This is a genomic window from Pseudomonas sp. NBRC 111131 (assembly GCF_001320525.1).
Lineage (GTDB): Bacteria > Pseudomonadota > Gammaproteobacteria > Pseudomonadales > Pseudomonadaceae > Aquipseudomonas > Aquipseudomonas ceruminis.
The window spans coordinates 196,057-218,439 of sequence record NZ_BCBH01000006.1 but is presented as its reverse complement, the minus strand read 5'-3'; the positions used below and the strand labels follow the sequence as shown (position 1 = coordinate 218,439).

The following is a 22,383-nucleotide window of genomic DNA, read 5'->3' as shown; positions in this document are numbered from 1 at the left end:
GCTGGTCATTTCCGCCGATGGCAGCAGCATCAGCGGCACCGCCCCGGCAGGCAGCCGCGTTGAGGTGCGCGATGCCAACGGTACAGTACTCGGCATCATCGTGGTTGGCGCCGAAGGCACCTTCACACTGGCACTCAACCCAGCGCAAGCCAACGGCGAGTTGCTCGACGTCGTAGCAATCGATGGCAGCGGCGCTTCGTCCCTGCCCGCCCAGGTCACTGCGCCCGATATCACGGCGCCAGCCGCCCCCTCCGATCTGGCGGTCAATGCCGATGGCACTGTCGTCAGTGGCCGCGCGGAGCCCGGCAGCACCGTAAGGATCCTCGCCGCCGACGGCACCACCGTACTGGGCAGCGCCGTGGTCGGTGCAAACGGCGCCTTCAGCATCACCCTCAACCCACCGCAGGTCGATGGCGAACAGTTGCAGGTCACCGCAACCGATGCTGCGGGCAACATCTCCGCCGCGGGCAACGTCACTGCACCAGACATCGACGGCGGCGGCGACACCACACCGCCAGCTCCGGCCAGTGACCTGGTCATCAGCCTCGATGGCCGTACCGTTTCGGGCCGCGGTGAAGCCGGCGCGACGGTCAATGTATTGAACGATCAAGGCCAGGTCGTAGGGACCGGCACTGTGCAGCCGGATGGCAGCTTCACTCTACAACTGAACAGCCCGGTCATCGACGGCTCGTCGCTGCAGGTGACTCTGACCGATGCCGCGGGCAATGTCTCGGCTTCCAGCCCGCTGACCGCCCCGGACTTGGTAGCCCCAGGCCAGCCGACAGCGCTTGACCTGAGTGCTGGTGCAACCCTGACCGGGAACGCAGAACCCGGCGCCCGGGTGGAAGTGCGTGACGCCAGCGGCGCCCTGATCGGCAGCGGTATCGTTGGCGGCGACGGCAATTTCAGCCTCACTCTGAACCCAATCCAGGCCAACGGCGAAATATTGACCATCCGGGTGATCGATGCCGCCGGCAACGTCTCCGAGCCGCTGAACTACACCGCCCCCGATACCACCGCTCCAGCCATCATCAGTAACGTAGTGGTGGGTGCCGGCAGCCAGGTGATTGCCGGCCGTGGTGAAGCCGGCGCCAAAGTCGAAGTGCGCGATCCCGATGGCAATGTGCTCGGCACCGCCACAGTGGCCTCCAATGGCACCTTCCTGGTCAACCTGGACACCCCGCTCGCCGCCGGCGAAACCATCGTCCTGGTGCAGACCGATGCTGCCGGCAACGAATCGCTGGGCCTGACCGTCGTCGTGCCACTGACGCCAATACCGGAAAGCCCAAGCGAGTTGGTGCTGGCCGCCAATGGTTCGACCCTCAGCGGCAGCGCCCCGGCAGGCAGCCGGGTGGAAGTGCGCGATGCCCAAGGGACGGTGCTGGGCAGTGTGCAAGTGGGCAACGACGGCACCTTCACACTCAACCTCACACCGCCCCAGGCCAATGGCGAACTGCTCGACGTGGTGGCTGTCGACACTGGCGGCAACAGTTCGCTCCCGATCCAGATCACCGCACCGGATATCACCCCACCCAGCGCGGCCACCGACCTGCTGCTCAGTGCCGATGGCGTGACCCTCACTGGCCGCGGTGAACCCGGTGCCAGTGTGCAGGTCAGCAACGCCCAGGGCACGGTGCTGGGTACTGCCGTGGTCGGGCCTAACGGGGTGTTCACCCTGACCCTGACACCGGCCCAGACCAACGGCCAGGAGCTGGACGTGGTGTTGCGCGATGCGGCGGGCAACAGTTCGACCGCTAACCTCACCGCCCCCGACCTCGATGGCCCGCTGCAACCTTCCGGCCTGGCCATCGACAGCACCGGCATTCACCTTACCGGCACGGGCCAGACGGGTGCGATCATCACTGTGCGTGCCGCCGACGGCACCGTGCTGGGCACCACCACGGTCGGCGCCGACGGGCGCTTCGACGTCGCCCTCAACCCGCCACAGCGCAACGGTGAGAGCCTGACCGTGGAAGCTACCGACAGCTTCGGCAACAGTGCCGGCCCGGTTGATTTCACCGCCCCTGACAGCACCCCGCCGCAGGTGGTTGGCAACACGGTGATCGACAACTCAGGTACCACTGTCACAGGCACCGGCGAACCGGGCGCCACAGTCACGGTACGTGGCCCCGACGGCACCGTGCTGGGCACGGCCGTAGTCAACGAGGACGGTAGCTTCGAGGTCGCTCTGGACGCACCGCAGACCAACGGCCAAGCTCTGACCGTTGAGCAGCGCGACCCCACCGGTAACCTTTCTGCAGCCGTCAGCCTGACAGCGCCAGACAGCGAAGCGCCGGACACCCCGATAGACCTGGTGCTGTCTGCCGATGGCAGCGTGGTGTCCGGCACCGGTGAGCCCGGCGCGACGGTCCGCGTCATCGGCACCGGCGGTGCAGTACTGGGTACCGCCGTGGTGGAGGCCGACGGCACGTTCCGCGTCTCCGTCGATCCACCCCAGCTCAACGGCCAGGCCTTGTCGGTCATTCAGGCCGACGCCGCCGGCAATGATTCCACCGCCGGTACCCTGACCGCCCCCGACCTGCAGGCCCCGGAGGTGGCCCAAGACCTTGCGCTGAGCACTGACGGCAGCGAACTCAGTGGCCGAGGTGAACCGGGTGCCACGGTGGAGGTGCGCAATGCAACCGGGCAGGTACTGGGCGATGTCGTAGTGAATGCCGATGGTACCTTCAGCGTTATCCTCAGCCCGGCCCAGACCAACGGAGAAGTGCTGTCGGTGGTGCTCACCGACAAGGCTGGCAACACCTCGCCGTCGGCGACCGTCACAGCCGTTGATACCACCGGGCCAGCCACCCCGACCGGTGTCCAGGTCAGCGCCGACGGCACTCACCTGCAAGGCAGTGGCGAAGTGGGCTCCACCGTCGAGGTGCGCAATGCCAATGGCGACGTGGTGGGCACTGTGCTTGTACCGGTGGGCGGCAACTTCATCGTGCCGCTGTCGCCACCACAACTGGACGGCCAGGTACTCGACATCACCTTGACCGATGCCGCCGGCAATGTCTCTGGAGCGGCTCAGGTCACCGCACCGGACCTCACCCCGCCGGCACTCCCCACTGAGGTGCAAATAAGCCCAGATGGCACCGAGGTCACCGGTAACGCACCGGGTGCAAGCTCGGTAACGGTGACTGGCCCTGGTGGTACCTTTACCGGGTCAGTCAACGAGGATGGCAGCTTCAGCGTGCCGTTGGCACCGCCGTTGACCAACGGCGAGACCGTGACGGTCATCGTTACCGATGCCGCAGGAAACGACTCGGCGCCGTTGACCGTCACCGCAGAGGATACCACTCCCCCCGCAGCGGCCACCGATATCACCGTCAGCCCGGATGGCAGCACCATTGCCGGTAGCGCTGAACCAGGTGCCACCGTCATCGTGCGCGACGGCAACGAAATACTGGGCCAGGGCACTGTCGGGCCGGATGGCACCTTCGTGATCCCGCTCGATCCGCCGCTGGGCAGCGGCGATAGCGCGCAACTGGTGGTCCGCGACGGAGGTGGCAACGAAACCTCGGTCAACGTGACCGGCCCGGACGGCAGCGAAATCGCCACCCCGTCCGCCCTGTCAATCAGTGCCGACGGCTTCCTGCTCATCGGCCAAGGCACCGCGGGCTCATTGATCACCGTAACGTCCGCAGGGATCACCCTGGGTACCGCCACGGTCGGCAGCGACGGCACCTTCCGGGTGTTCTTCAGCAACGCCCAACTCAACGCCCAAATCCTGCAGGTTAGTGCCCGTGACGCAGCCGGTGGCAAGCCTTCGGTGCCAGCCACCATCGTGGCAGAGGACACCACGGCCCCCGATGCGCCCAACCAGCTGGTCCTGGATCGTACCGGCAGCGCCCTCACCGGCCACGGTGAAGTCGGTGCAACCGTACGTGTGGTGGATGCGCAAGGCACCGTGCTGGGCACCGCAACCGTAGGCAGCAATGGGCTGTTCAGTGTCAGCCTGGTGCCGCCGCAAGCCAACGGCCAAAGCCTCACCATTACCCAGGCCGACGCTGCTGGTAACACCTCCCTCGCCGCGACCGTGCAGGCACCAGACCTGCAGGCGCCAGACGCAGCCACAGGCCTGAGCCTGAACAGCGCAGCCACGGTAGTCAGCGGCCAGGGCGAAGCTGGCGCAAGGGTAATCGTGCGTGATGCCAGCGGTGCAATACTGGCCGAGGGAACGGTCAACCAGAACGGTCAGTTCCAAGTCACCCTGCCGAGTGCGCAAACCACCGGCAGCGCATTGCAAGTCACCCTCATCGATGCCGCCGGCAACGTGTCTGGTCCTGCCAGCCTGGCGACCCCGGACCGCACGCCACCTGCCGCCGTAGGCAACCCGGTGCTCAGCGCCGATGGCAAACAACTGTCCGGCAGCGGCGAAGTGGGTGCAACGGTGCAGGTACGCAACGCCGCCGGTACCGTGGTAGGCACCGCGACCGTGGGTGCCGATGGCCGCTTCACGGTCACCTTCGACACGCCACAGGCGACCGGCCAGGCCATCGGCGTGAGCCAGGTGGATGCGGCAGGTAACACCTCGCCTGCGGTTACGCTGAGCACGCCTGACCTGACGCCACCGGCGCCGCTGACCAACGTGGTGCTCAACAACAATGGCCTGACCCTCACCGGCCTGGGTGAAGCCGGTGCCAGCGTGACCGTGCGCGGCCCCGACGGCACCATCATCGGCACCGGCCTGGTAGCCGCCAATGGCAGCTTCACGCTCACCCTCAACAGTGCGCAGCTCAATGCCCAGCACCTAAGCGTGACCCAGACCGACGCGGGCAACAACACGTCGACCGCAGTAACGCTTACCGCACCTGACTTCACCCCGCCTGCCGCGCCAACCGCCCTGGCGCTGGCCGGTACCGGTCTGCAACTGAGTGGTAACGCCGAAGCAGGCAGCACGGTCACCGTGCGCGACGCGGCCGGCAATGTGCTGGGCACTGCCGTGGCCAACAGCAACGGCACCTTCCAGGTTACGCTGAACACGGCCCAGACCAACGGCCAGACCTTGCAAGTTACCGCCACAGATGCAGCAGGCAATGTGTCGCCTTCGGCGCCTTACACCGCTGCCGATACCACCCCGCCAGCAGCGGTCGCCAACCTGGCGGTTGCAGGCAATGGCGGGACCCTGACCGGTACCGGCGAAGCGGGCGCCACCGTCACTGTACGGGCACCTGACGGTGCTGAGCTGGGTACCGCCACAGTCGGTAGCGACGGCCACTTCACAGTTACACTCAATCCGCCGGCGACGGCCGGCGAGAGCCTCAGCGTGACTCAGGCCGATGCCGCACAGAATGTCTCACCGGCACAGAGCGTGACCGCGCCAGGCATCCTGGCCCCCGATGCGCCAGACAACTTGGTGCTGTCTGCCAATGGGCTGGTGGTCACGGGTACCGCCGCGCCCGGCAGCGTGGTGAACGTATACGGCCCCAATGGTGCAGTACTGGGCACCGCGCCGGTGGGTAACGACGGCACCTTCACCGTCAACCTCAGCAGCGCCCAGGCCAACGGTGAGGTGCTGCAGGTCAACGCTGTGGGCACGGACGGCAGTGCCTCGTTGCCGACGACCTTGCAAGCACCGGACACCACACCACCCCAACCGCTGACCAACCTGGCGCTGTCCAGCGACGGCCTGACACTCAGCGGCCGTGGCGAGCCGGGTGCCAGCGTCAGCGTAATCGGCCAAGGCGGAGTCGACCTGGGCACCGGTGTGGTAGATGCCAACGGCAACTTCAGCATTGGCCTGAGCGCCGCGCAGATCAATGGCGAACGCTTGAGCGCTCAACAGACCGACGCTGCCGGCAACGAGTCCAACAGCGTCACCCTCACCGCGCCAGACCGCGTGGCACCGGATGCCGCAGGCAACCTCGCCTTTATCGGCGGTGGCAGCCTGCTCAACGGAACCGGCGAAGCTGGCGCCACCGTAAAAGTGCTTGCCGCCGATGGCAGCGTGCTGGGCACAGCGGTAGTGCGTGGCGATGGTAGCTTCCAGGTCAGCCTCAGCGCGCCACAGGCCAATGGCCAGCAGGTGCAGGTGGTGCTGACCGATGCAGCCGGCAACCAGTCGAACCCCAGCGCCATCACCGCGCCGGATACGACGCCGCCTGCGGCCCCCACCGAACTGGCGATCTCCGGCGATGGTGTTACCCTCACCGGTCGCGGCGAAGCAGGCGCGCGGGTCACTGTCACCAACCCGGCCGGTGACCAGATCGGTACCGCGCTGGTCGATGCCAGCGGCCACTTCACCATCACCCTCAACCCGGCCTTGGGCAACGCTGAAGTGCTCAGCTTTACCCAGACCGACGCTGCCGGCAACGTATCGGCTGCGGCGACGCTACAGACTCCCGACTTTACCCCGCCGGCCGCCCTCACCGAGGTGGCCATCAACATCGACGGCAGCGTGGTCAGTGGCCGCGGTGAGGTGGGTGCATTGGTCACGGTGACCAACGCGCTGGGCGATGTGCTGGGCACCAGTCGGGTACTGGCCGACGGCAGCTTCCGCGTCGAACTGTCGCCGCCTCAGATCAACCAGCAAGTGCTCTCGGTACAGCAGGCCGACCCACCCGGCAACATCAGTGTGCCGGTCACGGTCCAGGCACCAGACCTGACACCACCAGAGGCCGCGGCCGAGCTGCACCTGAATGTTGCCGGCGATCAGCTCAGCGGCACCGGCGAAGCGGGCGCTACCGTGCGCGTCTACGTCGGCGCTCTCCTTATCGGTTCCGCCACGGTCGACGCCAACGGCACCTTCGTGGTTGAACTGAGTTCGCCGCAGATCAATGGCCAGGTGCTGCAGGTGACCCTGCAGGATGCCACTGGCAACCTGTCGCCGATCTCCACCGTCACGGCCGTCGACATCACCCCACCGGCCAGCGTTACTGCCACCTTGAACAGCAGTGGTACTCAACTTAACGGTGAAGGTGAACCGGGTGCACGCGTCACCGTGATGAACAACCGGGGCGACATGCTCGGGCAAGGCATCATCGCTGTCGACGGCACCTTCGTGCTCAACCTCATCCCGGCGCAGATCGACGGCCAGGTCCTGACCCTCATCGCCCAGGACGCAACCGGCAACCCTTCTGCACCGTTCCAGCTCACAGCACCGGACCTGACACCACCTGCGCAGCCGACTGACCTGTTGCTCAACCCAGCGGGCACCTCCCTCACCGGCACTGCCGAGGCAGGTAGCCTCATTACCGTACGTGGACCGACCAATGCGGTGCTGGGCACCATCACGGTAGAGGGCAATGGCCAGTTCACCGTCACGCTGAGCCCGGCGCAGAACAACGGGCAACTGCTGACCGTCGTGTCCACGGACGCCGCCGGTAACGCTTCGCTGCCGGCGAGCTACCAGACCCTCGACACCTCGCCTCCTGAGCAGGTGACGGACCTGGGCATCAACAACACGTTCAATGTGCTGACCGGTAAAGGTGAACCTGGTGCGACCGTGACCGTCACCAGCGGCGGCCGCGTGATAGGCTCCGGTGTAGTGAGCAGCGGTGGGACCTTCCAGATCACCCTGGAGTCTTCGGTCGGTCCGCGGGCAACCTTGTCGGTAACACAGACAGATGCTTCTTCGAACGCCTCTGACCCGGTTACCTATACCACCCCTCTGGTAGCGCCTCCCGCTCCGCCAACCGATGTGAAGCTGGCTGCCGATGGCCTGACCTTGACCGGTAGTGCGCCCGCCGGAGTCATCCGTGTCTACGATGCCGCGGGTAATCAGATCGGCAGCGGATCCAGCCTCGGCAGCACGTTTACCCTGAGGCTCGATGCGCCACAGCTTAACGGCGAGCAGATATCGGTAGTTACAGTCACCCTCGGAGTAGAATCGCAGCCTGTCTATCTGCAGGCAGCCGATATCACCCCACCGGCCAATCCGATCGTTACCGCGCTGTCCACCAATGGCCTGGTGCTGACCGGCAGCGGTGAAGCCGGTGCCACGGTCACCGTGCGCGATGCCGGCGGCAACATACTCGGCACCGGCCTGGTGAACGCCGGTGGCACGTTCAGCATCAACCTGGCCAGCGCGCAGCTCAATGGCCAGGTGCTGGGCGTAACCCAGGCCGACGCTGCGCAGAACGTCTCTGGTAGCACCAGCTTCACCGCGCCAGACGTGCTGCCGCCAAACGCACCGAGCAACCTGACGCTCAATGCCGGCGGCACTGTGCTGACCGGTGTCGGCGAGCCCGGCGCAACTGTCACCGTGAGGGGCCCAAGCGGGCCAATCGGAACGGCCGTGGTGCAAGCCGACGGTACCTTCAGCGTTAGCCTCACCAGCGCACAGAACGACGGGCAACTGCTCACCGTGCGCCAGGCTGACGGCGCTGGAAACCTCTCGGGCAGCACTGCCATCACCGCGCCCGACACCACACCGCCCGCAGCGCCAGCGGCCACGATCAACGCCAACGGCACCACGGTGAGTGGTTCTGGCGAGATCGGCAGCACCGTCACGGTGCGCAACAGCGCTGGCACCCTCCTGGGCACCGCCACGGTGGGCGTCAACGGCCTGTTCGTGGTCAGCCTCAACGCTGCGCAGATCGACAACCAGGCGTTGACGGTCACCTTGACCGATGCGGCCGGCAACGTCTCGACCGGGACTGCCCTGACCGCACCAGACCTCACGCCACCTGCGGCCGCCAGCAACCTGGCGATCAGCGCCGACGGCAGCACCCTCACCGGTAACGGTGAGCCCGGAGCCACTGTCACAGTGCGCAGTGCCACCGGCACCGTGCTGCAAACGGCCACAGTGCAGCCCAACGGCACCTTCACCGTTACCCTGAGCCCAGCCCAGGACAACGGCCAGGTGCTGTCGGTCACCCTCACCGACCCACGCAACAACGTCTCCGGCAACGTCACCATCACCGCGCCGGATATCGATGCCAATGCGCCGGTGGTTGCCAGCGACAACCTGGCCACCGCGACCGTCAACCTGGCACCGGTGGTGAGCTCTACTACCTATCAGGACAGTTTCACTACCTTGCTGTCGGGCTTTACCAAGCCGTATACCTGGACAGTAGGTGCAGGCACCACGGTGGACGTGAGCCTGACGTTGACCACCAGTAGCGCCCTGGCCTTGCTCGACAGAGCGAACTTCACCCTGGAGGTGAAGAACGCAGCCGGAGACTGGGTGACACTGGCCACCGGCAACAGCCAAGGCCTGCTCGACCTGATCCTGCTGCCCCTGGGTCAAGGGATACGCGTCGACATCGGATTGCTGCAGGCGGGCGACTATCGCCTGACGGTCGGCAGTGGCGGCATTGGCCTGATCACCAACGTCACCACCACGCTGGACATTGAAACCACCAGCCTGACCCAGTTCACCGGTACCGGTACGCCAACCTCTGGCAACGTCATTACCGACCCGGGTGTCGACGGCAGCACCGATGCCAGAGGCCCGGACAGCTCTGCGGTACTGCAGGTACTGAAGAACGGCAGCTATGTCACCGCTGGCAGCGCCACCGAGGTGCAAGGGCTGTATGGCACCCTGGTGATTCGGGCCGACGGCAGCTACACCTATACGCCCAATGGGACGCCTTCCAGCGTCGGCAAAGTCGATGTGTTCAGCTACCAGCTGGTCCACAGCAATGGCCTGAGCGACACCGCGAACCTGTATGTGCGCATCGACAGCCCACAAGCCACGGAAATCTGGAGCGACAGCAACCTCGGCGCACCTGCCACGGTGGTCGATGCAGTCAACGACTTCGGCAGCAGCCACCTCACCCTGGCCAACCGCGTGGATACCAGCAGCGCCACCTTGGGCACGCTGAACCTGCCGTTGATCGGCAGTCGGCAAGCGACCTACACCACCACCGTCGGTGCCGATACCACAGCCAACCTGCAAGTGGTGGTCAACTCAACCAACCTGCTGAGCCTGCTCAATGGCACCACCATTGATCTGCTCAAGCTCAACCCTGCTACCAACCAGTATGCGCTGGTCGATAGTGTGCGCGGCAGCTCGCTGATCAGCCTGCTGGGTGGTGGCTCAGGGTACACCTTCCAGAACCAGGGTGCCGGTACCTATCAAATCCGCGTAACCGCAGGCGGCATCGGCCTTGCCAGCTCGATCACCACCAGTCTCACCACAACGACCACCCACACCAACGAGTTCGTGGTCAGCAACGCCACGCTGGTAACCGGAAACCTGCTGACCGACACCAGCGGTGGCGGTGCAGACAACCTGGGTTCGGCGCTGACCGTGCTGAGCGTGCTGGTAGGCGCCAACACCTACGCCATCCCAGGCTACAACGGGGTCAGCGTGGCAGGCACCTACGGCACGCTACTGGTGCATGCTGACGGCAGTTACACCTACACCCTCAAAACGGGGCTTACTTCAGCGGTGGTCGGTCAGCACGACACCTTCACCTACGAACTGACCCACCCCAATGGCACCAGCGATACCGCCACGTTGACCATCAACCTGGACAACGCCGCCGGCCTCACCGCCACTACCTCGACACTGGCTGACACCGGCGACGAGGGTGTGGCCCTGGCCAGTGTCGCCGCCGCTGCGTCCAGCGAAGTGATTGCCGGTACCGACGGCAACGACCACCTCGATGGCAGCCGGGGCGGCCACATCACGTTGGAGGGAGGAGCAGGCAATGACACCCTGGTGGTGGTCGACCAGCACTTCGCCAGCGTCGATGGCGGCACGGGTACCGACACGCTCCTGTGGGGCGGCGGCGATGCCAGCATCGACCTGGGCAACCTGGTCGGGCGCGTCCATGCGATTGAGGTCATCGACCTCAACGACACCAGCGCCGTGGCGTTGACCCTCAACCTGGCAGACGTGGTGGCGATCACCGAAACCGGCAAGGACACGCTGATCATCAAGGGGGATGACAAGGACTCGGTACACCTCACGGATAATTGGGCCCTGGTAGGCAACCAAACTTCCGACGGTATCGACTATAACCAATACACGGCCCAGGAGGATCCGAGCCACCACCTGTGGGTGCAAAACGGCATCCATGTCGTCTGAGGCCGCAGTAACCCGCCGGGCGCCATGCCCGGCGGCAAGGACGAACAGCAGTAAGGGAATTATGTGAAGCGACGCAGTCCGCTGTCACCGCTGTGGCTGGGAGCCCTCGGGCTCCTGGTACTGAATTCGAACCCGGTTGCCCAGGCAGCCGATGACATAGATCCAGCACTGCGCACCATCGGGCCGTCACTGCTGCGTGACGCCCCCGATGCCATACCCGCCCGCCCCCCTTCCGGCCAGGCCCCTGGCACCGGGGACAGGCTGGGTCTGGCCGAAGCGGTCGTGACGGCTGCGCAGTGGCACCCAAGCATCGCCGAGGCCGTCGGCAACCTGTACAAACAGGGCGAAGGCATCAATGTCGCGCGTGCTGGCTACTACCCGCAGATTTCCGGAGGCATCCGCACCGGTTATGACACCGGTTACGGCAGCGACCGCAACAGCCAGGCACTGAACCTGTCGCTCAAGCAGATGCTCTACGATTTCGGCAAAGTCGACAGCGCCGTCAATGCCGCTCACGCAGCCGCTACCCGTGCCCAGGCCAATATCCTGCTGGTGGTCGACGAGTTGGCGCGGGACACCGCCTATGCCTGGATCGAAACCCGCCGCTACGAGCAGCTCATGGTGATTGCCCGCGACCAGGTGCGCGGGGTAGGCGATATCGCCGGCATGGCGCGCCAGCGCAGCGACATGGGCGCCAGTACCCGCTCCGACGTGGTCCAGGCCGAGTCCCGGGTGGAGGGTGCGCGTGCCACGCTGGAGGAATACCAGGCTCAGTACGAACGCTGGCGTTCGACGCTGGCGCAACTGCTGGGGCGGGTTTCGCCGCCGGCACTGGCTGAGGAGTCGCCCCCGGAATTGCTGCAGGCCTGCAAGAAGTCGCACCCGGCTGACGACCGTCTGCCCGCCGTGCTGATGGCGCTGGCCCTGCGCGCCCAATCCCAGGCCGAACTGGCCCAGGCCAAAGCCGAGGCGTACCCCACGCTGTCCCTGCAACCGCAGGTCAACCACTACCTGGACAACGACTACGACCGTGACAACAACCGGCTCGACCGTACCCAAGCCGGCATCTATCTGAACCTCGAGGTACCTATCTACCAGGGGGGTGCCATCAGCGCCCGAACCCGTGCCGCAGGCCATGCCCTGAGCGCCGCCGACTCTGCCGAAGACGCCGCGCGGCTCCAAGCGCGTCGTGGGCTTGCCGAAGCCATGGCGCAAACCTCGGGGCTGGGCCGCCGGCTCAGCTCACTGGAAGCCCGCCAGACCAGCATCCAGGAAGCTCGCATGCTCTATGGCCGGCAATACCTGGACTTGGGCACCCGGCCACTGCTCGACCTGCTCAATGCCGAGCAGGAAATCTACCAGTCGCGCTTCGAACTCGCCGGCACGCGCTCCGACCTGCTGCGCCTGGATGTCGACTGCCTGTACAACACCGGTGCCCTGCGGACCGCCTTCGGGCTGGAAGGGCGCAACCTGCAAGGGGTGGAGATCGAGCCATGAACGAAACCGTCAACCTGGCCCAGGCCAGCCAGCAGCAGAACGCCGAGCAGGCGGTGGTGCACCGCCCGGACCTGGGCCCATGGCTTGAGGTGATGCTTCAGGTCGCGCACCATTACCGCCTGGATGTCTCGCCCCAACGTATTCGCCTGGCCGCAGTGGAAGATGCCCGCCCGCTGGACGAAATCCTCCGGCACATGGCGCGCCAGGCCGGGCTGTCACTGCGCTTCGTGCGCTTCGACGCCAAGGCCCTGCGCCAATGGCGTACGCCCCTGGTGCTGGAACTGGACGATGGCCAACTGGCCGTGGTCGAGGCTGTGACCGAGGAAAACGAGCTGGCCGTCGTGTTCGCCGGCGACCAGAGCCTGACCTCGCGCCTGCCCCGCGAAGCACTCGAAGGGCGTATCAACCGGGTAGCCCTGATGCGCCCGGCGCGGCCGCTGCGCGACGTGCGTACCGACGACTACACCGCCCCCTACGATCGCCACTGGTTCGCCCGCATCGTGCTGCGCGACTTGCGCCCGTATGGCCAGGTAATGGTCGCCTCGCTGGTGGCCAACGTGCTGGCACTGGCCGGGGTGCTGTTTTCGATGCAAGTGTATGACCGGGTCATTCCGGCGGAATCGTTACCCACCCTCTATGTGCTGTTCGGTGGCGTGGTGCTGGCGCTGGTCTTCGACTTCAGCATGCGCCTGCTGCGGTTGAAGGTCACCGACCTGCTCGGCAAACGCGCCGATCTGCGTGTGTCGGACCTGGTCTATGGCCATGCACTGCGTCTGCGCAATTCGGTGCGGCCAAAATCCACCGGTTCGTTCATCTCGCAGTTGCGCGAGCTGGAGTCGATCCGTGACCTGATTACCTCCAGCACCGCCACGGCCCTGGCCGACCTGCCGTTCTTCCTGCTGTTCCTGTTCGTGTTCTGGCTGATCGGCGGGGTACTGGTGTTCATTCCGCTGGTGGCGCTGCTGGCGATGGTGTTGCCGGGCCTCTTGGCGCAACGCCGGCTGGCACGCCTGGCCAATGCCTCGATGCGCGAGTCGGCGCTGCGCAACGCGATGCTGGTGGAAAGCATCCAGGGCCTGGACGAGATCAAGGCCCTGCAGGCCGAAGCCCGCTTCGAGCGCCAATGGAACCAGTACAACGCCGCCTGCGCGCACACAAACCTGCGTTTACGCACCCTGACCAACGGCCTGGTGACCTGGACACAGAACGTGCAAGGTGCGGTGTTTGCCGTGGTCATCGTGATTGGCGCACCCATGGTGATTGCCGGCGACCTCACCACCGGTAGCCTGGTCGCCGCATCAATGTTGTCGTCACGCATGATGGCGCCGCTGGCACAGCTCACCCACGTGCTGACACGTTGGCAGCAGGCCAAGGTGGCGCTGCAAGGCCTGGACAAGCTGATGCAGTCGCCGGTCGACCACCCCGAGGGCGAGGCCCGTGTGCACTTGCCGGCCATCCGTGGCGAGTACGCGCTGCGTCAGGCCAACTTCCGCTACGACCCCGAAGCGCCGCCGGTGCTCAACATTGCCCAGCTGGACATCCAGCCGGGTGAACGCATTGCCGTGCTGGGGCGCAACGGGGCTGGCAAGTCGACCCTGCTGCAGGCGCTGGGTGGCGCCATGGACCTGGTGCAAGGCGAAGTTACCTTGGACGGCATCGCCCTGGCCCACCTCGACCCGGCTGACCTGCGCCGTGACGTCGGTTTACTGCCTCAGTACGCGCGGCTGTTCCACGGCACCCTGCGGGAAAACCTCACCCTCGGCGCCGGGCAGGCCAGTGACCAGGAACTGGTGGCCGCGCTGGCCGCGACCGGCGCCCTGGACTTCGTCCGGCGCCTGCCCAAAGGCCTGGACCATCTGATCCTGGAAGGCGGCCTGGGCCTGTCAGGCGGGCAACGCCAGGCCTTGGTGCTGTCGCGCCTGCTGGTGCGCCAGCCACAGGTGTTGCTGCTGGACGAACCTACCGCCTCGTTGGACGACATGACCGAACGCAAGCTGCTCGACAACCTCGACCGCTTCTGCCAGGGCCGTACATTGGTCATCGCGACTCATCGTCTGAGCGTGCTGCAGCGCGTCGAGCGGATCATCGTGCTGGACGGCGGGCGTATCGTCATCGACGACAGCCGTGACGCCGCCCTGGCCAAACTGCAAGGAGGCCACGCATGAGCAACCACGAACTCCCCGCATCTTATCTGGACGGCCAGGATGACCAGGCTGTATTTCGTGCCGGGCGCATCATCACCCTGTGCGCACTGATGCTCGCCGCGTTCCTGGCCTGGGCGGCCTGGTTCGAGGTGACTGAGGTATCCACCGGAACCGGCAAAGTCATCCCCAGTTCCCGCGAGCAGGTGATCCAGTCGTTCGAGGGTGGCATCGTCGCCGAGATGAACGTGGCCGAAGGCGACCTGGTCGAGCGTGGTCAGGTGCTGGCCCAGCTTGACCCGACCAAGACAGCCTCCAGCGTCGGCGAGAGCGAGGCCAAGTTCCGCGCCGCTAAGGCCAGCGTGGCGCGCCTGCGGGCCGAGGTAACCGGCAAGCCGCTGGCCTTCCCCGACAGCCTGCGCGACTCGCCCGAGCTGATCGAAGCCGAAACGGCGCTGTACCAAACCCGCCGCCGCGGCCTGGAGCAGACCCTGGCGGGCATCGAGGACTCGCTGCGGCTGGTGCGCAGCGAGCTGAAGATCACCGAGAACCTGGCCCAGATGGGCGCCTCCAGCCGGGTTGAGGTGATCCGCCTCAACCGGCAGCGCTCGGAGCTGGAACTCAAGGCCAACGAAGCGCGCTCCGATTACCTGGTACGCGCCCGCGAAGAACTGGCCAAGGCCAGTGCCGAGGCCGACAGCCTGTCCGAAGTGATCCGCGGGCGCAGCGACTCGCTGTCGCGCCTGACCCTGCGCTCGCCGGTGCGCGGCATCGTCAAAGACATCGAGGTGAACACCTTGGGCGGCGTGGTGCAACCAGGGGGCCAGGTGATGAAGATCGTGCCAATGGATGAGCGCTTGCTCATCGAGACGCGCATTGCCCCGCGAGATATCGCCTTCATCCATCCCGACCAGGCCGCCAAGGTGAAGATCAGTGCCTATGACTATTCGGTGTATGGCGGGCTCGATGGCAAAGTGGTGGGGATATCGCCGGACACCTTGCAGGATGAAGTGAAGCCGGAAATCTATTACTACCGGGTGTTCATCCGCACCGAGCAGGACAGCTTGCAGAACAAGGCAGGCAAGCGCTTTGCAATCGTGCCGGGGATGATTGCCACGGTGGATATCCGCACCGGTGAAAAAACCATTCTCGATTACCTGATCAAGCCGCTCAACCGGGCCAAGGAAGCACTGCGCGAGCGCTGATGGGGGGCCATCACCCAACCTGAGGGGCCCGCCCCCTCAGGTGCTTGCGGTGCAATGGGACTGCGGCTAAAGCCCAGCCCGAACAGGCCGATATACCGTTATCCCCTCTTTCCCATGAAGGTCACCATGGCCACGCAAAATGCCCGTGCGGACGCGTTGTCCCTGCTGCTGTTCACCCTGCGCAGCGGCAAGCTGATGGCAATCAACCTGCTCAAGGTCAGCGAAATCATCCCCTGCCCACCGTTGACCAGGCTGCCCGAATCGCATCCGCATGTGAAAGGTGTGGCCACCCTGCGCGGCAACCCGTTGTCAGTGATCGACCTGTCCCGGGCCATTGGTGAACGCCCCTTGGCCGACCCCGACGGTGGCTGCCTGATCGTCACCGAGATCAGCCGCTCACGCCAAGGCCTGCATGTGCAGGCAGTGAGCCGCATCGTCCATTGCCTGAGCACCGACATCAAACCGCCGCCTTACGGCGCGGGCAACCGCTCGTTCATCACGGGCGTGACCCGGGTCGACAATACCTTGGTTCAGGTGCTGGACATCGAGAAAGTCATCCATGGCATCGCGCCACCTGAACCCGTGACTCACCCTGGCCAATTGCAGGAAGAAGACGCCAGCCTGCTGGCCGCCGCCAATATCCTGGTGGTGGACGACAGCCAGGTAGCACTGCAACAGTCGGTGCATACCTTGCGCAACCTCGGCATCGAGTGCCACACCGCGCGCAGCGCCAAGGATGCAATCAACGTGCTGCTGGAACTACAGGGCACCGCGCAGGAGATCAACATCATCGTTTCGGACATCGAAATGTCGGAGATGGATGGCTACGCCTTCACCCGTACCCTGCGCGAAACGCCAGATTTCCAGCACCTTTACGTGCTGCTGCACACCTCGCTGGACAGCGCAATGAGCGCCGAAAAGGCCAGGCTGGCCGGGGCCAATGCCATCCTCACCAAGTTCTCCTCGCCCGAGCTGACCGACTGCCTGGTAGTGGCTGCGCGAACGGTGGTATTTGCCGAGCGCTGAGGGTCCGTGTTGTTATATTCAGCGACAAACTCCCTGGCTCGCGGCCGGGGATGACTCGGGCATAATTCGCGCCCCTCGGAAAATTTGCCGGTACCGCGTATGAAGTTTTTCAGCTCCGTCCTGATCGCCTGCGCACTGTTCAGTGGTGTCGCTCAGGCCTCCAGCAGCCAGGCCTGGAACGAACAGCGCCAGCAGATGCTCAAGGCTTGCCTGGCGGCCAGCCAGTTCAAGGATGCCCACGCCCGCGGCAAGCCCGCGGAGTTCGATGACCAGGTTGGCTTCAGTGCCCTGCTGGTTGAAGGGGTTTATCCGCAGAAGCACATGCAGCAGCGTACCGGCACCGAACTGTGCCTGTACGATCGCCAGCAGCAGCGCGCCTTCGTCAATGAATGGAACCCGGACGCCAAGTGAACCAAAGCCTGCGTTTCGCCTGCACCGGCTGCGGCAAGTGCTGTACCGGCCACCATGTTCCGCTGACGCTGTACGAGTCGCGGCAGTGGGCGGCATCCGGTGGCCAGGTGGTGGTATTGATCGAAGCATTCGTGGTCGATGGCCCGGGCATGCCGGCCGATCAGCGTGAGCATGTGCTGCGCCGCTCGCACCCAGTGCCCTGCGGCAAGGGTGAAGTGCGCGTTTCGGTAACCTTTGCCGCCTTCAACCCTGGGCGCTGCCGCAACCTGGACGAAAATGACCTGTGCACCATCTATGAAACCCGCCCGCTGGTCTGCCGGATCTACCCGGTAGAGATCAACCCGCACATTGCGCTGCGGCCGGAAAACAAAGATTGCCCGCCTGAGGCATGGCAGCAAGGGCCTGAACTGATTTACGGCAGCGTGCCGGTGGACCCGCAACTGGCCGCCCTGGTGCAGGCCTCGCGCCAGGCCGACCGGGACGATATCGCGGCCAAGGTGGCGGTATGTCAGGCGCTGGGGATGACCACCAGTGCGCTTAAAGGCAACGGGTTTACGGCGTATCTGCCACAGATGGAGGCGTTTGCAGGGGCGCTGGATCAGGTGCAGGGGACGGACGGTGGCGTGTGGACGCTGCATGTGCAAGATGATGAGCTGTCGCTGACACTCCAAGGGCTTGGCCTGCAATCGACAAGCGAAACGCCCCGCTACTACGCCTTCATCGGGTTCTAGACCGCGCTGAGCGCTGCGAAACTGTCAGCGCTGTCAGCCAGCCGTCACGCTGCCGACCTTGTTCGGGGGCTATAAGCTTGAGTACAGACATCCGTTTCCCATCCTCTTGGCCAAGGTGCCCGCGCCGATGCGTCGTCCTACCCGCTCCCTTTTTACGGCCGTCATTGCATTGCTCGCCCTGGCGGCACTGGGTATCTGGTACAGCCAGCGCAAGGAGGCGCCCGTCACGCATGCGCAAACCGCTATCCCGGTGCGGGTGGTGAGCGTCACCCAGCAAGACGTGCCGCGATACGCCAGCGCCATCGGCTCGGTGCTGTCGCTGCACAGTGTCGAGGTCCGGCCGCAAGTCGAGGGGGTGCTGACCCAGGTCCTGGTCAAAGAGGGCCAGTGGGTCAAGGAAGGCGACCTGCTCGCCACCCTCGACGACCGCAGCATCCGTGCCAGCCTCGACCAGGCCCGCGCCCAGCTGGGTCAAAGCCAGGCACAGATCCAGGTTGCCGGTGTCGACCTCAAGCGCTACCGCCTGCTCAGTACCGATGACGGCGTGTCCAAGCAGACCCTCGACCAGCAGCAGGCGCTGGTCAACCAACTGCAAGCCACGGTCAAGGGCAACCAGGCTGCCATCACCAATGCCGAGGTGCAGCTCTCCTACACGCAGATTCGCTCACCGGTCACCGGGCGCGTCGGCATTCGCAATGTCGACCCCGGCAACCTGGTGCGCACCAGCGATACCCAGGGCCTGTTCAGCGTGACTCAGATCGATCCCATTGCCGTGGAGTTTTCCCTGCCACAACAGATGCTGCCCACGCTGCAAAGCCTGCTCAAGGCGCCTGCGCCAGCGCTGGTCCAGGCCTACATGGACGCCGATGGCGAGCGTAACCTGCTCGGCGAAGGCCACCTGGCGTTGATCGACAACCAGGTCTCGGCCAACACCGGCACAGTGCGGGTCAAGGCCGAGTTCGACAACAAGGACGGCCACCTCTGGCCTGGCCAGCTGGTCACCATTCGCCTGCGCACCGCTATCGAACAGAATGCGCTGGTGGTGCCGCCACCGGTGGTACAACGGGGTGTCGATGGGCACTTCGTCTATCGACTGGACGGTGACAACGTCACCGCTGTGCCGGTCAAGGTGCTGTACCAGGACAGCGGGCTGAACATCATCGCGGGGGTCAAGGTGGGCGAACGCCTGGTGCTCGATGGCCAGTCGCGGCTCAAACCAGGTTCGCGGGTCGAGGTCACGCCAGACGCGCCGCCACCGCCGGAGATGGCTGATGGCAGGGGCCAGCCATGAATACCCGCAACGGTGTTTCGGCGTGGTGCATCGATCACCCCATCGCCACCCTGCTGCTGACCATCGCCCTGGTACTGCTCGGGGCTATCGCCTTCCCGCGCTTACCGGTGGCACCGCTGCCCGAGGCGGACTTTCCGACCATCCAGGTCACCGCCCAGTTGCCCGGCGCCAGTCCTGAAACCATGGCTTCCTCGGTGGCCACGCCGCTGGAGGTGCAGTTCAGCGCTATTCCCGGCATGACCCAGATGACCAGCAGCAGCGCGCTGGGCTCGACCACGCTGATTCTGCAGTTCACCCTCGACAAGAACATCGACACCGCCGCCCAGGAAGTGCAAGCGGCCATCAACACGGCCACTGCCCGCCTGCCTCAGGACCTGCCCAACCCGCCGACCTGGCGCAAGGTCAACCCGGCCGACAGCCCGGTGCTGGTGCTCACCGTCAGCTCCGAACAGATGCCCGGCAACGACCTCAGCGACTACGCCGAGACGCTGCTGGCCCGCCAGTTGAGCCAGATCGACGGGGTTGGCCTGGTCAACATCACCGGGCAACTGCGCCCTGCCATTCGCGTGCAGGCCCAACCGGAAAAACTGGCCGCCATCGGCCTGACCCTCGCCGACCTGCGCCAGGCCATTCAGCAGACCAGTCTCAACCTGGCCAAGGGTGCGCTGTATGGTGAGCACAGCGTGTCGACCATCGCGGCCAACGACCAGCTGTTCCACCCCGAAGATTACGCCAAGCTGATCGTCTCTTATCGCAACGGCGCGCCTGTGCACCTGCAGGATGTGGCCAAGGTAATCAACGGCGCCGAGAACGCCTACGTCAAGGCCTGGTCCGGCAACCAACCGGGGCTCAACCTGGTGGTGTTCCGCCAGCCGGGCGCCAATATCGTCGACACCGTGGACCGCGTGCTCGCCGCCCTGCCCAAGTTGCAGGAAATGCTGCCGGCCTCGGTCGAGGTGTCGGTGCTGCAGGACCGCACCCAGACCATCCGCGCCTCACTGCACGAAGTGGAACTGACCCTGATGATCGCCGTGGCCCTGGTGATCGGCGTGATGGCGCTGTTCCTGCGCCAATGGTCGGCGACACTGGTGGTGTCCAGCGTCCTCGGCGTTTCGCTGATCGCCAGTTGTGCGCTGATGTACGTGCTCGGTTTCAGCCTCAACAACCTGACCCTGGTGGCCATCGTCATCGCGGTGGGTTTCGTGGTGGATGATGCCATCGTAGTGGTGGAGAACATTCATCGTCACCTGGAGGCGGGTGACGACAGCCGTACCGCAGCGCTCAAGGGCGCCGGCGAGATCGGCTTCACTGTGGTCTCGATCAGCTTCTCGCTGATCGCGGCCTTCATTCCGCTGCTGTTCATGGGCGGTGTGGTCGGCCGGCTGTTCAAGGAGTTTGCCCTGACCGCCACCGCCACCATCCTGATTTCGGTGGTGGTGTCGCTGACCTTGGCCCCTACCCTCTGCGCCCTGTTCATGCGTCGCCCGCCCTCCGATCAGCATGGGGGCTTTGGTGAGCGCCTGTTGAAAGGGTACGAAAAAGGCCTTAACCGTGCCCTGGCCCACCAGCGCCTGACCCTAGCGGTGTTCGGCGTGACCCTGGCCCTTGCGGTGGTGGGCTACGTGGCCATCCCCAAGGGCTTCTTCCCGCTGCAAGACACCGGCTTCATCCTGGGCACCACGGAGGCCGCAGCGGACGTGTCTTTCCCGTCGATGGTGGAAAAACACCTGGCGCTGGCCAAGATCATCGAAGCGGACCCGGCCGTGCAGGCGTTTTCCCACTCGGTAGGCGTCACCGGCAGCAACCAGACCATCGCCAACGGCCGCTTCTGGATCGCCCTCAAGCCCCGTGGCGATCGTGATGTGTCGGCCAGCGAGCTGATCGACCGCTTGCGACCCAAGCTTGCCCAGGTACCGGGCATCGTCCTGTACATGCGTGCAGGGCAAGACATCAACCTCAGTTCCGGCCCTTCGCGCACCCAGTACCAATATGTGCTCAAGAGCAACGACGGCGTCGCCCTCAACCTGTGGACCCAGCGCCTGACCGACCGCCTGCGGGAAAACCCGGCGTTGCGCGACTTGTCCAACGACCTGCAACTGGGCGCCAGCGTCACCCGCATCGACATCGACCGCCAGGCTGCGGCGCGCTTCGGCCTGACGACCACCGACGTCGATCAGGCATTGTACGATGCCTTCGGCCAGCGGCAGATCAGTGAGTTCCAGACCGAAACCAACCAGTACAAGGTGATACTGGAACTGGACGCCAAGCAGCGCGGCAAGGCCGAGAGCCTCAACTTCTTCTACCTGCGCTCGCCCCTGACCAATGAAATGGTGCCGTTATCGGCTCTGGCGCATGTCGCAGCCCCCAGCACAGGGCCGCTGTCGATCAGCCATGACGGCCTGTTCCCGGCCGCCAACCTGTCGTTCAACCTGGCACCTGGCGTGGCCCTGGGCGATGCGGTGAAGATTCTTGAGCGCACCCAACGCGAGCTGGGCATGCCGGATTCGATCACCGGCAACTTCCAGGGCGCAGCCCAGGCCTTCCAGAGTTCACTGTCGAGCCAGCCGTGGCTGATCCTCGCCGCGTTGGTGGCGGTGTACATCATCCTTGGTGTGCTCTACGAGAGCTTCGTCCACCCGCTGACCATCATCTCGACCCTGCCTTCGGCAGGCCTGGGTGCATTGATTCTGCTCTGGGCCATGGGTCAGGACTTCAGCATCATGGGGCTGATCGGTGTGGTGCTGCTGATCGGCATCGTCAAGAAGAACGGCATCCTGCTCATCGACTTCGCCCTGGAAGCGCAGCGCCACCACGGCATGACGCCTGAGCAGGCCATCCACCAGGCATGCCTGACCCGCTTCAGGCCGATCATCATGACCACCCTGGCTGCCTTGCTCGGTGCGGTTCCGCTGATGTTCGGCCTTGGCGCCGGTGCCGAGCTGCGCCAGCCACTGGGCATCGCGGTGGTCGGCGGGCTGCTGGTCAGCCAGGCCCTGACGCTGTTCACCACCCCGGTCATATACTTGGCCCTGGAGCGCCTGTTCCATCGCCGCCAGGCCGCCAGCGCGGCCGCGCCAAGTGCCAACTGAGACAAGAC

General features: G+C 65.2%; 9 protein-coding genes. All 9 read left to right on the top strand.

The genetic code is table 11. The features are described from left to right. The coding region (locus tag APH34_RS08755; protein WP_054900778.1) for a BapA/Bap/LapF family large adhesin at positions 1 to 10,984 on the top strand (10,984 nt) is incomplete at its 5' end. A gap of 63 nt (positions 10,985 to 11,047) precedes the next feature. After that, the gene (locus APH34_RS08750) at positions 11,048 to 12,481 is read left to right on the top strand and encodes a TolC family outer membrane protein (protein ID WP_054900777.1); all 1,434 of its coding nucleotides are present in this window, start codon (positions 11,048 to 11,050) and stop codon (positions 12,479 to 12,481) included. After that, complete coding sequence (locus APH34_RS08745) at positions 12,478 to 14,646, top strand: type I secretion system permease/ATPase (RefSeq protein WP_054900776.1); 2,169 nt, start codon at positions 12,478 to 12,480, stop codon at positions 14,644 to 14,646. The genes APH34_RS08750 and APH34_RS08745 overlap by 4 nt, the downstream gene beginning before the upstream one ends. Then, entirely contained in the window at positions 14,643 to 15,827 is a 1,185-nt protein-coding gene (locus APH34_RS08740) for an HlyD family type I secretion periplasmic adaptor subunit (protein ID WP_054900775.1), read from the top strand. Before APH34_RS08745 ends, APH34_RS08740 begins: the two co-directional genes overlap by 4 nt. Positions 15,828 to 15,953: 126 nt before the next feature. After that, on the top strand, positions 15,954 to 16,853 hold the full coding sequence (locus APH34_RS08735) for a chemotaxis protein (protein WP_054900774.1): 900 nt from the start codon (positions 15,954 to 15,956) through the stop codon (positions 16,851 to 16,853). Between the two features lie 99 nt (positions 16,854 to 16,952). Beyond that, positions 16,953 to 17,264, top strand: coding sequence for a hypothetical protein (locus APH34_RS08730; protein ID WP_054900773.1), 312 nt, complete (start codon positions 16,953 to 16,955; stop codon positions 17,262 to 17,264). Further along, positions 17,261 to 17,995, top strand: a complete 735-nt coding sequence (locus APH34_RS08725) for a YkgJ family cysteine cluster protein (RefSeq protein ID WP_156358071.1) — start codon at positions 17,261 to 17,263, stop codon at positions 17,993 to 17,995. The genes APH34_RS08730 and APH34_RS08725 overlap by 4 nt, the downstream gene beginning before the upstream one ends. A gap of 127 nt (positions 17,996 to 18,122) precedes the next feature. Then, positions 18,123 to 19,286, top strand: coding sequence for an efflux RND transporter periplasmic adaptor subunit (locus tag APH34_RS08720; RefSeq protein ID WP_054900771.1), 1,164 nt, complete (start codon positions 18,123 to 18,125; stop codon positions 19,284 to 19,286). Further along, on the top strand, positions 19,283 to 22,375 hold the full coding sequence (locus APH34_RS08715; protein WP_054900770.1) for a multidrug efflux RND transporter permease subunit: 3,093 nt from the start codon (positions 19,283 to 19,285) through the stop codon (positions 22,373 to 22,375). The genes APH34_RS08720 and APH34_RS08715 overlap by 4 nt, the downstream gene beginning before the upstream one ends. Positions 22,376 to 22,383: the final 8 nt, after the last annotated feature.